Origin of the sequence: Marinobacter gudaonensis (assembly GCF_900115175.1) — a bacterium.
In the GTDB taxonomy this organism is placed as follows: Bacteria; Pseudomonadota; Gammaproteobacteria; order Pseudomonadales; family Oleiphilaceae; genus Marinobacter; species Marinobacter gudaonensis.
The window spans coordinates 1-15,584 of the sequence record NZ_FOYV01000006.1 but is presented as its reverse complement, the minus strand read 5'-3'; the positions used below and the strand labels follow the sequence as shown (position 1 = coordinate 15,584).

General features: G+C 57.6%; 13 protein-coding genes and 1 tRNA gene. All 14 read right to left on the bottom strand.

Features of this window, described 5'->3' with window-relative positions:
* The coding region (locus BM344_RS17375; protein ID WP_228143678.1) for a GTP-binding protein at positions 1-116 on the bottom strand (116 nt) is incomplete at its 3' end.
* Positions 117-151: 35 nt separating this feature from the next.
* Positions 152-2,257: an elongation factor G gene (gene fusA, locus BM344_RS17370; protein WP_091992445.1), complete on the bottom strand. Its 2,106-nt coding sequence runs from the start codon at positions 2,255-2,257 to the stop codon at positions 152-154.
* A gap of 18 nt (positions 2,258-2,275) precedes the next feature.
* Positions 2,276-2,746 carry a 30S ribosomal protein S7 gene (gene rpsG, locus BM344_RS17365; RefSeq protein WP_091992444.1) on the bottom strand — a complete coding sequence of 157 codons (471 nt, stop codon included), beginning with the start codon at positions 2,744-2,746 and terminating at the stop codon, positions 2,276-2,278.
* Positions 2,747-2,861: 115 nt separating this feature from the next.
* Entirely contained in the window at positions 2,862-3,236 is a 375-nt protein-coding gene (rpsL, locus tag BM344_RS17360) for a 30S ribosomal protein S12 (RefSeq protein ID WP_008174844.1), read from the bottom strand.
* Positions 3,237-3,403: 167 nt separating this feature from the next.
* Positions 3,404-7,618, bottom strand: a complete 4,215-nt coding sequence (gene rpoC, locus BM344_RS17355; protein ID WP_091992443.1) for a DNA-directed RNA polymerase subunit beta' — start codon at positions 7,616-7,618, stop codon at positions 3,404-3,406.
* 74 nt (positions 7,619-7,692) lie between these two features.
* The gene (rpoB, locus tag BM344_RS17350; protein WP_091992446.1) at positions 7,693-11,772 is read right to left on the bottom strand and encodes a DNA-directed RNA polymerase subunit beta; all 4,080 of its coding nucleotides are present in this window, start codon (positions 11,770-11,772) and stop codon (positions 7,693-7,695) included.
* Positions 11,773-12,013: 241 nt separating this feature from the next.
* The gene (gene rplL / locus BM344_RS17345) at positions 12,014-12,391 is read right to left on the bottom strand and encodes a 50S ribosomal protein L7/L12 (RefSeq protein WP_091992442.1); all 378 of its coding nucleotides are present in this window, start codon (positions 12,389-12,391) and stop codon (positions 12,014-12,016) included.
* A 40-nt stretch (positions 12,392-12,431) separates the two neighbouring features.
* Complete coding sequence (rplJ, locus tag BM344_RS17340; protein ID WP_091992441.1) at positions 12,432-12,962, bottom strand: 50S ribosomal protein L10; 531 nt, start codon at positions 12,960-12,962, stop codon at positions 12,432-12,434.
* A 216-nt stretch (positions 12,963-13,178) separates the two neighbouring features.
* A complete protein-coding gene (rplA, locus tag BM344_RS17335) occupies positions 13,179-13,877 on the bottom strand; it encodes a 50S ribosomal protein L1 (protein WP_091992440.1) in 699 nt (232 codons plus the stop codon).
* Position 13,878: 1 nt separating this feature from the next.
* A complete protein-coding gene (gene rplK / locus BM344_RS17330; RefSeq protein ID WP_091992439.1) occupies positions 13,879-14,310 on the bottom strand; it encodes a 50S ribosomal protein L11 in 432 nt (143 codons plus the stop codon).
* 119 nt (positions 14,311-14,429) lie between these two features.
* Positions 14,430-14,963 (bottom strand): transcription termination/antitermination protein NusG, encoded by a 534-nt coding sequence (gene nusG, locus BM344_RS17325; protein WP_091992438.1) that lies wholly within the window; start codon positions 14,961-14,963, stop codon positions 14,430-14,432.
* A gap of 12 nt (positions 14,964-14,975) precedes the next feature.
* A complete protein-coding gene (gene secE, locus BM344_RS17320) occupies positions 14,976-15,344 on the bottom strand; it encodes a preprotein translocase subunit SecE (RefSeq protein ID WP_091992437.1) in 369 nt (122 codons plus the stop codon).
* A 33-nt stretch (positions 15,345-15,377) separates the two neighbouring features.
* A tRNA-Trp gene (locus tag BM344_RS17315) sits at positions 15,378-15,453 on the bottom strand.
* 37 nt (positions 15,454-15,490) lie between these two features.
* On the bottom strand, positions 15,491-15,584 hold a 94-nt coding region (locus BM344_RS17310; RefSeq protein WP_207545791.1), incomplete at its 5' end, for an EF-Tu C-terminal domain-related protein.

Below are 15,584 nucleotides of genomic sequence, written 5' to 3'. Positions count from 1 at the left end.
ACTTCGTGACATACACGAGTCAGGGCAGCTGTCAGAGTGGTCTTACCATGGTCTACGTGACCAATGGTGCCCACGTTCAAGTGCGGCTTATTACGCTCAAATTTAGATTTAGACACGGTTACACCTCTTCCTGTTTCTTAAGTCCTGGGGATCAACCCTTTTTAATGATCGCTTCGGCAATGTTCGAGGGAGCTTCCATATAACGGGAGAACTCCATCGCATAAGACGCCCGACCCTGCGTTGCAGAACGCAGATCGGTGGCGTAACCGAACATCTCCGACAACGGAACTTCTGCACGGATGACTTTGCCAGCGGGGCTTTCATCCATACCCTGCACGAGGCCGCGGCGACGGTTCAGGTCACCAACGACGTCACCCATGTAATCCTCAGGAGTGACCACCTCAACCCTCATGAGCGGCTCAAGAAGGGCAGGATTCGCTTCCAGAGCGCCCTTCTTCATCGCCATGGAACCGGCGACCTTGAAGGCCATCTCGTTGGAGTCAACATCGTGATACGAACCATCATACAGGGTCGCCTTGATTCGCAGCAGCGGATAACCGGCCAGACAGCCGTTCTGCATCTGCTCGGCAATACCCTGTTGAACCGCCGGGATGTATTCCTTGGGAACCACACCACCCACGATCTCGTTCACGAAGATAAAGTTCTCGCCATCTTCATCATCCAACGGCAGCGGCTCGAGCTTGATCTTGACGTGACCGTACTGACCGCGACCACCGGACTGACGAACAAACTTGCCTTCCACATCGACCGGCTTGCGGATGCACTCGCGGTAGGCCACCTGGGGCTTACCGATGTTGGCCTCTACCTTGAACTCGCGACGCATACGGTCAACGATGATGTCCAGGTGCAGCTCACCCATACCGGAGATGATGGTCTGGCCGGATTCTTCGTCGGTACGAACGCGGAAAGACGGATCTTCCTGGGCCAGCTTGCCCAGGGCAACACCCATCTTTTCCTGGTCGGCCTTGGACTTCGGCTCAACCGCCACAGAGATAACCGGCTCCGGGAACTCCATGCGTTCAAGAACGATCTTGTGGTTCTCGTCGCACAGGGTGTCACCGGTGGTGACGCTCTTCAGGCCGATGGCCGCAGCGATATCACCCGCCAGCACTTCTTTGATTTCCTGACGGTCTTTGGAGTGCATCTGAACCATACGGCCGACACGCTCTTTCTTCTGCTTGACCGAGTTGTAAACCGATGAGCCGCTTTCCAGCTTGCCGGAGTACACACGGAAGAACGTCAGGGTACCCACGAACGGATCGGTGGCGATTTTGAACGCCAGGGCCGCGAACGGAGCGTCGTCGTCCACCGGACGCGTCTCTTCGGTACCTTCGTCGTCTACCTCGCCACGGATGGCCTTAACCTCGTCCGGGGCCGGCAGGAATTCAACAACTGCATCCAGCACCGCCTGCACGCCCTTGTTCTTGAACGCGGAACCGCAGGTCGCCACAACGATCTCGTTGGCCAGGGTGCGCAGACGCAGGCCCTTCTTGATCTCGTCGTTGGACAGCTCGCCTTCTTCCAGGTACTTCTCCATGAGCTCTTCGTTGGCTTCGGCAGCTGCCTCCACCATCTGCTCCCGGTACATGGCCACTTCGTCCGCCATTTCCGCAGGAACTTCCTTCTGCTCATAGGTGGCACCGGAATCGGCTTCGTTCCAGTAGATGGCCTTGTTACGGATAAGGTCCACAATACCGGCGAACTCGTCCTCGGAACCGATCGGCAGCTGAATGGGAACGCAGTTGGCACCCAGACGCTTCTTGATCTGCTCAACAACACGCAGGAAGTTGGCGCCAGCACGGTCCATCTTGTTGACGAACACCATGCGGGGTACTTCGTACTTGTTAGCCTGACGCCAGACAGTCTCGGACTGCGGCTCAACACCGGAGGAACCACAGAATACAACCACGGCGCCGTCCAGAACACGCAGTGAACGCTCTACCTCGATGGTAAAGTCAACGTGTCCCGGGGTGTCGATGATGTTGATCCGGTGCTCAGGGTACTGCTTGTCCATACCCTGCCAGAAAGTGGTGGTAGCAGCAGAGGTGATGGTGATACCACGCTCCTGCTCCTGCTCCATCCAGTCCATGGTGGCGGCGCCATCATGAACTTCACCGATCTTGTGGGAGATACCTGTATAGAACAGGACCCGCTCGGTGGTTGTGGTTTTGCCCGCATCAACGTGCGCACAAATACCAATGTTTCTGTAACGCTTGATAGGAGTCTTGCGTGCCACGATATAAACCTCGGCTGATTAGAAACGGAAGTGAGAGAACGCCTTGTTGGCTTCTGCCATGCGGTGTACGTCTTCGCGCTTCTTAACAGCGGCACCCTTGCTGTCAGCGGCGTCCAGGATCTCACCAGCAAGACGCTGCGCCATGGACTTCTCACCGCGCTTCCGTGAATATTCGACGAGCCAGCGCATGGCCAGCGCGTTCTGACGGGAAGGCCGTACCTCGACAGGCACCTGGTAAGTAGCACCACCCACACGACGGGATTTAACCTCGACCATCGGCTGGATGTTTTCCAGGGCCTTCTCGAACATGTCGATCGGCTCTTCCTTGGATTTCTCGGCAACAATGTCCAGAGCGCCGTAAACAATGCGCTCAGCTACGGATTTCTTGCCGCTTTCCATCACGTGGTTGATGAACTTGGCAAGACGTGCACTGCCGAATTTCGGATCCGGGATAATTTCCCGTTTTGCTGCAACTCTTCTTCTAGGCATCGATAAGCCCTTATATATCTAAAAGGTCTTCAGGAACCCCTGAGATAGCAGAATGCTACTCAGCCTTACTCTTACCGTTCTGACAAGCAACGATAAAAGACACCCGCTCGGGACATCAGGACTTGGGTCGTTTTGCACCGTACTTGGAGCGGCCCTGCTTACGGTTCTGTACACCCTGGGTGTCCAGCGTTCCGCGAACAGTGTGGTAACGCACACCCGGAAGGTCTTTTACACGACCGCCACGGATAAGCACTACGCTGTGCTCCTGAAGGTTGTGACCTTCACCACCAATGTATGAGGAAACCTCGTAGCCGTTGGTCAGACGAACACGGCACACTTTACGCAGTGCTGAGTTCGGCTTCTTCGGCGTTGTGGTGTACACACGAGTGCACACACCACGGCGCTGCGGGCAGGCCTGGAGCGCGGGAACGTCGCTCTTGGCTACCTTGCGCTTACGAGGCTTACGCACCAACTGATTAATCGTTGCCATGTAAGCAAACTCCAAAAAACCATATCAATGAAACTTACCCCCTGTGCAGGGGGTAAAATTTAAGGGACGCAAGTGTAAGCCTGCGTCCCTGGACAGTCAAGATGACTGGTCTCTTTTTGACCACCCGCCGGGTAGGTAACTACCCGGAGGTGGCGCCCCGGCCCAACTCAGCTTTCGCGGTTGAGCTCGGCACTCAGAGCTTCTTCCACGTCGGCCGCTGTCACTCCCTGCTCTTCCAGGTCGCGCTTGCGACGACGCTCGTTGTGGTAAGCCAGACCGGTACCGGCCGGAATCAGTCGACCCACAACAACGTTTTCCTTCAGGCCGCGCAGGTAATCACGCTTGCCGGTAACCGCACCTTCGGTGAGTACCCGGGTGGTTTCCTGGAACGAAGCCGCAGAAATGAACGACTCGGTAGCCAGGGAAGCCTTGGTGATACCCAACAGCAGACGCTCGAACCGTGCCGGTTCCTTGTCGGCTGCGTTGGCCTTCTCGTTTTCTTCCAGAACCTGGGTGATTTCCACCTGGTCGCCGGACAGCAGGGTGGTGTCGCCCGGATCGGTGATTTCTACCTTGCGCAGCATCTGGCGAACGATAACCTCGATGTGTTTATCGTTGATGACAACGCCCTGCAGACGATACACGTCCTGGATCTCGTTGGTGATGTACTTGGCCAGCTCGACCACACCCAGCAGACGCAGAATGTCGTGCGGGTTGGACGGGCCGTCGGAAATCACCTCACCCTTCTCAACGGTTTCACCCTCGAAGACGTTCAGCTGACGGTGCTTCGGAATCAGCACTTCGTAGGCGTCGCCGTCCTTCGGTGTGATTACCAGGCGCTTCTTGCCCTTGGTTTCCTTGCCGAAGGACACCACACCGCTGATCTCAGCCAGAATGGACGATTCCTTCGGACGACGGGCCTCAAACAGGTCGGCAACCCGCGGCAGACCACCGGTGATATCCCGGGTCTTGGAGCTTTCCTGCGGAATCCGCGCGACCACGTCACCCAGCTCCACGTTAGCGCCGTTGGCCATGGTGACCAGGGCGTTGGCCGGCAGGAAGAAGATCGCCGTACCGCCGCCAGGCAGCTCGACTTCTTCGCCCTTGTCATCGACCAGCTGGATGGCCGGACGGATGTCCTTACCAGCCGCAGGGCGCTCTTTGGAGTCAATAACCTCCATGGTGGACAGACCGGTCAGCTCGTCCGCCTGGGTGCGGACAGTAATGCCCTCCTCCATGTTGACGAACTTGGCGGTACCCTTCGCTTCCGCGATGATCGGGTGGGTGTGCGGATCCCACTTGGCAACCACAACGCCCGCTTCAACCTGATCGCCGTTCTTCACAGAGAGCACAGCGCCGTAAGGCAGCTTGTACCACTCGCGCTCACGACCCTGCTCATCGGCAATGGCCAGCGCAGAGGAACGGGATACCACCACCAGAGAGCCATCGGTCTTCTCGATGGACTTCAGGTTGTGCAGGCGTACGGTGCCGCCATGCTTGACCTGAATATTGTCCACCGCAGACGCCCGGCTCGCGGCACCACCGATGTGGAAGGTCCGCATGGTCAGCTGGGTACCCGGCTCACCGATGGACTGAGCCGCGATAACGCCGACAGCCTCGCCCACGTTGACCTCATGGCCACGGGCCAGGTCACGGCCGTAGCACTTGGAACAGATGCCGTGGCGGGTCTCACAGGTAATCGCTGAGCGCACCCAGATTTCGTCCACACCCGCACGCTCCACCATCTCAACGGTTTTCTCGTCGAGCAGCGTACCGGCAGGCACAACCGCATTGTCCTTGTCGGTCGGTGTAAACACGTCACGGGCCGTCACACGACCAAGCACGCGATCGCCCAGCGGCACAACCACGTCGCCACCTTCGATGTGCGGCGTCATCAGCAGGCCTTCATCGGTACCGCAATCTGGCTCGGTGACCACCAGATCCTGGGACACGTCCACCAGACGACGGGTCAGGTAACCGGAGTTCGCGGTCTTCAGAGCGGTATCCGCCAGACCCTTACGGGCACCGTGGGTGGAGATGAAGTACTGCAGTACGTTCAGACCTTCACGGAAGTTCGCGGTGATCGGCGTCTCGATGATGGAGCCGTCCGGCTTGGCCATCAGGCCCCGCATACCGGAGAGCTGACGGATCTGGGCCGCGGAACCCCGGGCACCGGAGTCGGCCATCATGTACACGGAGTTGAACGACTCCTGCATGAGATCCTCACCGTCCTCGCCCTTGACCGGCTGGCCGTCCGGACCAATCACCTGCTCCTTGGACAGACGCTCCATCATGGCCTTGGAGACCTTGTCGTTGGCGCGGGACCAGATATCGATGACCTTGTTGTACTTCTCGCCCTGGGTCAGAAGACCGGACGCGTACTGGGTCTCGATGTCCTTTACTTCCTCGGAAGCGGCATCCACCAGCTCGTACTTCTCCGGCGGGATCTCGAAATCGTTGAAGCCGATCGAGATACCGGAAACCGTGGCGTAGTGGTAGCCCATGTACATCAGCTGATCCGCGAAGATCACGGTGTCTTTCAGACCCGCATCGCGGTAACAGGTGTTGATCAGGTTAGAGATCGCCTTCTTGACCATCGGGCGATTGACCAGATCAAAAGACAGGCCGTCCGGCACGATATCAAACAGCAGTGCACGACCGACGGTGGTGTCGACAATCTTGTGCGTCTCCACACGCTCGCCGTCTTCACCGATCGCCACTTCTTTTACCCGAACCTTGACGATCGCCTGCAGGTCGACCTTGCCGGCACCGTAGGCGCGATGGGCCTCCTTCACATCGGAGAACACCATGCCTTCGCCCAGGGCGCTCTTGCGCTCACGGGTCATGTAATACAGACCAAGTACCACGTCCTGGGACGGCACAATGATCGGCTCGCCGTTGGCCGGCGACAGCACGTTGTTGGTGGACATCATCAACGCGCGGGCTTCAAGCTGGGCTTCCAGGGTCAGCGGCACGTGTACCGCCATCTGGTCACCGTCGAAGTCGGCGTTGTAGGCAGCACACACCAGCGGGTGGAGCTGGATGGCCTTGCCTTCGATCAGCACCGGCTCGAACGCCTGGATACCCAGACGGTGCAGAGTCGGCGCCCGGTTCAGCATGATCGGGTGCTCACGGATGACTTCGTCCAGAATATCCCAGACCACGCCTTCCTCACGCTCGACCATTTTCTTGGCAGCTTTGATGGTCGTGGCCAGGCCGCGATGCTCCAGCTTGGAGAAAATGAACGGCTTGAACAGCTCCAGGGCCATCTTCTTGGGCAGACCACACTGGTGCAGACGCAGGTACGGACCTACCACGATCACCGAACGACCGGAGTAGTCCACCCGCTTGCCCAGCAGGTTCTGACGGAAACGACCCTGCTTACCCTTGATCATGTCAGCCAGGGACTTCAGCGGGCGCTTGTTGGTGCCGGTAATGGCACGGCCACGGCGACCGTTATCCAGCAGGGCGTCAACGGCCTCCTGCAGCATCCGCTTCTCGTTGCGCACGATAATGTCCGGCGCGTTCAGCTCCAGCAGACGCTTGAGACGGTTGTTCCGGTTAATGACCCGACGGTACAGATCGTTCAGGTCGGAGGTGGCAAAACGGCCACCGTCCAGCGGTACCAGCGGGCGCAGATCCGGCGGCAGAACCGGCAGCACGGTCATCACCATGTCGCCTGGCTTGTTGCCGGAGTACAGGAACGCCTCAAGAATCTTCAGGCGCTTGCTGAACTTCTTGATCTTGGTTTCGGAGTTGGTCTGCGGGATCTCTTCACGCAGGGCGTCGACTTCCGCCTGCAGATCGATACCTTCCAGCAGCTCTTTAACAGCCTCGGCACCCATGCGGGCGTCGAACTCGTCACCGAACTCTTCCAGGGCTTCGTAGTACTGCTCGTCATTCAGCAGCTGGCCCTTTTCCAGGGTGGTCATCCCCGGATCGATCACAATAAAGGACTCGAAGTACAGGACCCGCTCGATGTCGCGCAGGGTCATATCCAGCATCAGGCCGATACGGGACGGCAGTGACTTCAGGAACCAGATATGGGCAACCGGGCTGGCCAGCTCGATATGGCCCATGCGCTCACGGCGAACACTCGCCAACGCAACCTCAACACCACACTTCTCGCAGATAACGCCGCGATGCTTGAGGCGCTTGTACTTGCCGCACAGGCACTCGTAGTCCTTGATCGGGCCGAAGATCTTGGCGCAGAAAAGACCGTCACGCTCGGGCTTGAAGGTACGGTAGTTAATGGTCTCAGGCTTCTTCACTTCGCCAAAGGACCAGGAACGGATCATGTCCGGCGACGCCAGGCCGATACGGATGGCGTCGAATTCCTTGCTTTGGTTCTGGCTCTTGAGAAGATTCAGCAAATCTTTCATCAGTAAAAGCTCCGGATGGCGTTAATCTCGGGCGGGCACTGTGTGCCCGCTCACGCTGCCAAAAACAATTCGGCTCACTCGGATTCCAGCTCGATGTCGATACCCAACGAGCGGATCTCCTTGACAAGAACGTTGAAGGATTCGGGCATGCCCGGCTCCATGCGATGATCGCCATCAACAATGTTCTTGTACATCTTGGTCCGACCGTTCACGTCATCAGACTTGACGGTGAGCATTTCCTGCAGCGTATAAGCTGCACCGTAGGCCTCCAGGGCCCACACTTCCATCTCACCGAAGCGCTGGCCACCGAACTGCGCCTTACCACCCAGCGGCTGCTGGGTAACCAGGCTGTAGGAGCCGGTGGAACGAGCGTGCATCTTGTCGTCGATCAGGTGGTTGAGCTTCAGGATGTACATGTAGCCCACCGTCACCGGACGATCGAAAGCGTCGCCGGTACGACCGTCATACAGCATGGTCTGACCGGTGGTGCTCAGCCCCGCCAGTTCAAGCATGTGCTTGACCTCGGCTTCCTTGGCACCGTCGAACACCGGCGTTGCCATCGGGACACCGCCCCGCAGGTTGTGGCACATCTCCAGGATTTCCTTGTCGGACAGGGAATCCAGGTCCACCTTCGACACTTCGTCTGAGTGATTGTAGATCTCATCCAGCAGCTTGCGTAACTCGGCCACCTTGCGCTGCTCGTCCAGCATCTGGCTGATACGCTCACCGAGACCCTTGGCGGCGGCACCCAGGTGCGTCTCAAGCACCTGACCCACGTTCATCCGCGAGGGAACGCCCAGCGGGTTCAGAACGATGTCGACGGTGTTGCCGTGTTCGTCGTAAGGCATGTCCTCAATCGGCATGACCGCAGAGATAACACCCTTGTTACCGTGACGACCCGCCATCTTGTCACCCGGCTGGATGCGGCGCTTGATCGCCAGGTACACCTTGACGATCTTCAGCACGCCCGGCGCCAGGTCGTCGCCCTGCTGCAGCTTGCCCTTCTTGTCGTCAAAGCGAGCCTCGTGCTCCTTCTTGCGATCTTCCAGGCCCTGCTCGGACTTCTCCAGCAGCTCGTTCAGGCCCTCATCCTTCATGCGGAGCTTGAACCAGTCGGAGCGTGGCAGATCGGCCAGGTAGCTTTCTTCCAGCTTCGCGCCTTTCTTGAGGCCCGGACCGCTGATCACTTCCTGGCCCTTCAACGCGCTCATCAGACGCTCGAAGGTGGCACCTTCCACAATCCGGTACTCGTCCTTCAGGTCCTTGCGGTACTGGTCCAGCTGTTCCTTCTCGATGGACTGGGCACGCTGGTCTTTCTCGATACCGTCACGGGTGAAGACCTGCACGTCGATGACGGTGCCACGGGTGCCGGTGGGCACACGAGAGGAGGTGTCTTTCACATCCGACGCCTTCTCACCGAAGATGGCACGCAGGAGCTTCTCTTCCGGCGTCAGCTGGGTTTCACCCTTCGGCGTCACTTTGCCTACCAGAATGTCGCCCGGGCCGACTTCCGCACCGATGTACACAATGCCGGACTCGTCCAGCTTCGACAGCGCACTTTCACCAACGTTCGGAATATCCGCGGTGATTTCTTCGCTACCCAGCTTGGTATCCCGAGCCACACAGGTCAGTTCCTGGATGTGGATGGTGGTCAGGCGGTCTTCCTGCACCACTTTCTCGGAAATGAGGATGGAGTCCTCGAAGTTGTAACCGTTCCAGGGCATGAACGCGATGCGCATATTCTGGCCCAGTGCCAGTTCACCCAGATCCACGGACGGGCCGTCGGCCAGCACGTCACCACGGGCAATCACATCGCCCTGGCGCACGATGGAACGCTGGTTGATACAGGTGTTCTGGTTGGAGCGGGTGTACTTGGTCAGGTTGTAGATATCCACACCTGCATCACCCGCCTCGGTTTCCTCGTCGTTGACGCGAACCACGATACGGGCAGCATCGACGCTTTCAATCACACCGCCGCGACGGGCGGTAACACACACCCCGGAGTCCTGAGCCACGGTACGCTCAACCCCTGTGCCTACCAGCGGCACCTGAGAGCGCAGGGTCGGAACCGCCTGACGCTGCATGTTGGCACCCATGAGGGCCCGGTTGGCGTCGTCGTGCTCCAGGAACGGAATCAGGGACGCAGCCACTGACACAACCTGACGCGGAGACACGTCCATGAAGTTGACGCTTTCCGGCGGCGTCACAGTGAATTCGTTCTGGTGACGTACGGTAACCAGCTCGTCGGTGAGGCGCTTGGTCTTCTCGTCCATGGCCGCACTGGCCTGGGCGATGACGTAGTTGCTCTCCTCGATCGCGGACAGGTAAACCACCTCGTCGGTGACCACACCGTTCTCGACCTTCCGGTACGGGCTCTCGAGGAAGCCGTAGGAGTTGGAACGGGCATAAGTCGCCAGGGAGTTGATCAGACCGATGTTCGGACCTTCCGGCGTCTCGATCGGGCACACACGGCCGTAATGGGTCGGGTGTACGTCACGAACTTCGAAGCCGGCGCGCTCACGGGTCAGACCGCCCGGGCCCAACGCGGAGATACGACGCTTGTGCGTAACCTCGGACAGCGGGTTGTTCTGGTCCATGAACTGGGACAGCTGGCTGGAACCAAAGAATTCCTTGACTGCCGCAGCAACCGGCTTGGCGTTGATCAGGTCCTGTGGCATCAGGCCTTCGCTTTCGGCCAGGCTCAGACGCTCACGAACGGCACGCTCAACACGTACCAGACCGACACGGAACTGATTCTCGGCCATCTCGCCCACGCAGCGAACACGACGGTTACCCAGGTTATCGATGTCGTCCACATTGCCCTGGCCGTTACGGATATCGATCAGGGTCTTGAGGACATCAATGATGTCTTCGTGGGTCAGCGTGCCCTCACCGGTGCTCTCCTCACGACGCAGACGACGGTTGAGCTTCATCCGGCCAACGGCGGACAGGTCGTAGCGCTCTTCGGAGAAGAACAAGTTGTTGAACAGGTTTTCGGCCGACTCCTTGGTGGGCGGCTCCCCCGGGCGCATCATGCGGTAAATCTCAACCAGCGCCTCCAGCGGCGTGCGGGTCGGATCGATGCGCAGGGTGTCTGACATGAACGGACCACAGTCCAGGTCGTTGGTGTAAAGGGTTTCAATTTCCTTCACGCCCGCGTCCAGGATCTTGTTGACCAGATCTTCGGTCAGCTCGGAGTTGCACTCAACCAGCATCTCACCGGAGGCCTGGTCGATCATGTCCTTGGCCAGCACACGACCGTAGAGGTACTCGGTCGGCACTTCCAGCTCGTTGATACCGGCTTTTTCCAGCTGCTTGATGTGACGGGCAGTAATCCGGCGACCTTCCTCAACAATCACGTTGCCGTCATTGTCCTTGATGTCGAAGGTTGCGATGTCACCACGCAGACGGCTCGGCACCAGCTCCAGCTTGCACACTTCGGCGCCCAGGCTGAACTTGCTGGTCTCGAAGAACATGTCGAGCATCTGCTCGGAGGTGTAGCCCAGGGCCCGCAGCAGAATAGACGCCGGCAGTTTACGACGACGATCGATCCGCACGAACACGGAGTCCTTCGGATCGAACTCGAAGTCGAGCCAGGAGCCACGGTAAGGAATCACCCGGGCTGAATACAGCAGCTTGCCGGAGGAATGGGTCTTGCCCTTGTCGTGATCGAAGAATACGCCCGGAGACCGATGGAGCTGGGAAACAATCACGCGCTCGGTACCGTTGATAACGAAGGTACCGTTCTCGGTCATCAGGGGCATTTCGCCCATGTAGACTTCCTGCTCTTTGATGTCCTTGATCGCCTTGTTGGACGACTCCTTATCGTAAATGATAAGGCGGACTTTCACCCGCAGCGGCGCTGCATAGGTTACGCCCCGAAGCTGGCATTCCTTGACGTCAAACACCGGCTCGCCGATACGGTAACTCACGTACTCGAGCGCGGCATTGCCAGAGTAACTGACAATCGGGAATACGGATTTGAATGCTGCGTGAAGACCGGTTTCCCGGCGGTCTTCAGGAGCGGCTTCCATTTGGAGGAAGTCCCGGAACGAATCCAGCTGAATAGACAGCAAATAGGGGACGTCCATCACGGAAGGCAATTTACTAAAATCTTTGCGAATCCGCTTTTTCTCAGTGTAGGAGTAAGTCATCTGCATTCCCCAGCTTTAGACCTGATACCTGGTATCAAGAAGCAACCATTGTTCTGCTTCGGGGCCGAATTGCTCGGCTTATCGCGCCGTCTTGAACAAGACTCTGGCTGTAGGTTATTTACCTGACATCAACCTGCAATTGCACACCAGACTCTATAGCATATACAACAGAAAAAGGCCGGTGGCCCAAAGCCACCAGCCTGTCCATGCTTAACGCACGGTTTCGATCAACAGCCGACTCTTACTTGAGCTCAACAGAAGCGCCTGCTTCCTCAAGCTTCTTCTTGGCTTCTTCAGCGTCGTCTTTGCTCGCGCCTTCCTTAACAACAGAAGGAGCGCTGTCGACCATTTCTTTAGCTTCTTTCAGACCCAGGCCGGTCAGTTCACGAACAGCCTTGATGACGTTTACTTTCTTCTCACCGGCGCCGGTCAGAACAACGTCAAATTCGGTCTTCTCTTCGGCAGCAGCAGCTTCACCACCGGCAGCTGCAGGAGCAGCGGCAACAGCAGCAGCGGCTGATACGTTAAACTTCTCTTCCATTGCTTCTACGAGCTCAACAACTTCCATTACGCTCATTTCAGCAATTGCATTCAAAATATCGTCTTTAGACAGAGCCATGACTTTCTCCCAAAAAAGTAAAAAATGGTGTTCAACAGAATCAAGCAGCTTCTTGCTTCTGGTCCCGGACTGCAGCTACAACACGTGTGATCCTGCCCGGAATATCGTTCAGGGTACGTGCAAGCTTGGTAACTGGTGCCTGTGTAACGATGGCCAGCTTGGTCAACGCTTCGTGCAGCGTCGGCAGCGTGGCCAGGCGATCAATCTGGTCTGCACCCATCAGCTCACCGCCAACAGCCAGACCCTTGATTTCAAACGCCTCTTTCTCTTTGGCAAAATCCTTCAGCAGGCGCGCAGCGGCACCCGGATCTTCCATTGAGAAAGCCAGAATGGTCGGACCAACCAGCGCCGGATCAATGCACTCGAACTCGGTACCGCGAATAGCGATCTTTGCCAGGTTGTTACGCACAACCTTCAGACGCACGTTTTCGGCACGAGCCTTGGCACGCAGCGCCGTCATGTCACCGGAAGTGACACCACGGTAGTCAGCCAAAACCACAGACAGAGCAGTACCAGCAGTCTCGTTGACTTCAGCGACGATCGCTTTCTTGTCTTCGAGTCTAATTGCCACTGGTTTTCTCCTCGATTTCGCCGGCATCAGCCAGCAAACCCATCTATGTCCCTTGCGGGACGCCTAACGGTGTTTGGGTTCAGAGAGAACGTCGTCACACCGTCTGCGCAGGCGTTGCTTTAACCCTTGTGGTGCTCCGAAGAGCACCTCGGGGGCCTGCGGTCTTTGACAGCCTTGGCTTCCGCCCAGACTACAAAGCAACTACCGCTCAGAGGATCAGATAGCCAGACCGCTCTGATCGATAGTCAGGCCAGGACCCATGGTCGAAGAAATGGTGATCTTTTTCAGATACACACCTTTCGCCGACGACGGCTTGGCCTTTTTCAGGTCTGCAATCAGAGCTTCAAGGTTTTCCTTGATGTTCTGAGCAGAAAACTCAACGTTGCCCAGCGGGGCATGGATGATGCCGTTTTTGTCGGTGCGGTAACGAACCTGACCCGCCTTGGCGTTCTTGACCGCAGTCTCAACGTCCGGAGTCACAGTACCCACCTTCGGGTTCGGCATCAGGCCACGGGGACCAAGAATCTGGCCCAGCTGACCAACAACACGCATGGCATCCGGAGTGGCAATAACCACATCGAAGTCCATATTGCCTTTCTTCACTTCGGCCGCCAGGTCGTCCATGCCAACCACGTCTGCACCGGCAGCGGTGGCTTTCTCGGCGTTGGCACCCTGGGTGAACACAGCAACACGAACCGTCTTGCCGGTACCGTGCGGCAGCACAGTGCTGCTACGTACAACCTGGTCGGATTTACGCGCGTCAACACCCAGGTTGACCGCAACGTCTACAGATTCCTTGAACTTCACGCTCTGGCCCAGCTCAACCAGCAGCGCAACCGCTTCGTCTACGGAGTAGGAACGGGTGGAATCAACCTTTTCACGAATAAGCTTCTGACGCTTGCTCAGCTTTGCCATGTTACAGGCCCTCCACGTTCAGGCCCATGCTGCGGGCTGTTCCGGCAATAGTACGAACCGCTGCGTCCATATCGGCAGCTGTCAGATCCGGCTCCTTGGTCTTGGCGATTTCTTCAAGCTGGGCGCGAGTCACGGTACCGACCTTTTCGGTATTCGGACGACCGGAACCGCTCTTGATGCCAGCTGCTTTTTTCAGCAGAACCGGCGCAGGCGGAGTCTTGGTAATAAAGGTGAAGCTGCGGTCACTGTAAACGGTGATCACGGTCGGAATCGGCAGACCAGGCTCCATGTCCTGAGTCTGGGCGTTGAACGCCTTGCAGAATTCCATGATGTTGACACCGCGCTGACCCAGCGCCGGACCAACGGGGGGACTCGGGTTGGCCTTACCGGCAGCAACCTGAAGCTTGATATACGCTTCAATTTTCTTTGCCATGTTTCATCTCCTGTGGGTTCTAACGCCTTTCGGCTCCCCGGTTTTACACAACTGCCATTAGCAGACACAAAAAGCCCGCGTCGCCTGGGCGCGCGAGCTTTCAGATTTCCTGTTGCCTGTCAGTCCTTCTCGACCTGACCGAACTCCAGCTCTACCGGAGTAGACCGACCGAAGATCAGAACGGCAACCTTCACACGACTCTTGTCGTAGTCGACTTCTTCCACAACGCCATTGAAGTCTGCAAACGGACCTTCAACAACGCGTACAATCTCGCCCGGCTCAAACAGCGTCTTCGGCTTGGGCTTGTCAGCACCACTTTCTACCCGACGGAGAATGGCTTCCGCCTCTTTCTCAGTGATCGGTGCAGGCTTGTCCTTGGTACCACCAATAAAGCCAAGAACGCGCGGCGTATTTTTCACAAGGTGCCATGTCGCATCGTCCATTTCCATCTGGACCAATACGTACCCCGGATAGAACTTGCGCTCGCTCTTGCGCTTCTTGCCTTCGCGCATCTCGACGACTTCCTCGGTCGGAACCAGGATTTCGCCAAACTTGTCTTCCATGCCGTTGAGCGCGACCCGCTCTTTCAGAGTGCGCATTACGTGCTTTTCGAAGCCAGAATACGCATGAACGACGTACCAGCGCTTAGCCATTGCCCACTCCTGTTAACCGATGAACCCGGCGACCAGCCAGCTGATCAGAGAATCCATGCCCCACAGAATCAGAGCCACGACCAGCACGAACACCACAACAATAACGGTGGTCTGCACAAGCTCAGGCCTGGTGGGCCATACCACTTTCCGGATCTCTACTCTTGCTTCTTTCAGCAAGGTCGCGAATCGGCGACCCCGATCGGTCTGCAACGCCACCAGGGCGGCAACGATCGCAAGAGCCACTAGAGCCAGAACCCGATACAGCAGAGACTCGGCACTGAAATACTGATTACCCACCACGCCGGCGGCAATCAGAACGAAAACAACCAGCCACTTCAGGAAATCGAAACGGCTGGTTGACTGAACGGCTTTTGACTCCATAGGAATCAGCTTATGTATCCGGATGTTAAAAAATGGCAGGCCAGGAGGGAATCGAACCCCCAACCTGCGGTTTTGGAGACCGCTGCTCTGCCAATTGAGCTACTGGCCTGCACCGAAACAACTCAGCGCACTTACTATCGAGCGTATTACTCGATGATCTTGGAGACCACGCCGGCACCTACGGTACGGCCGCCTTCACGAATCGCGAAGCGCAGACCATCTTCCATGGCGATCGGGGCG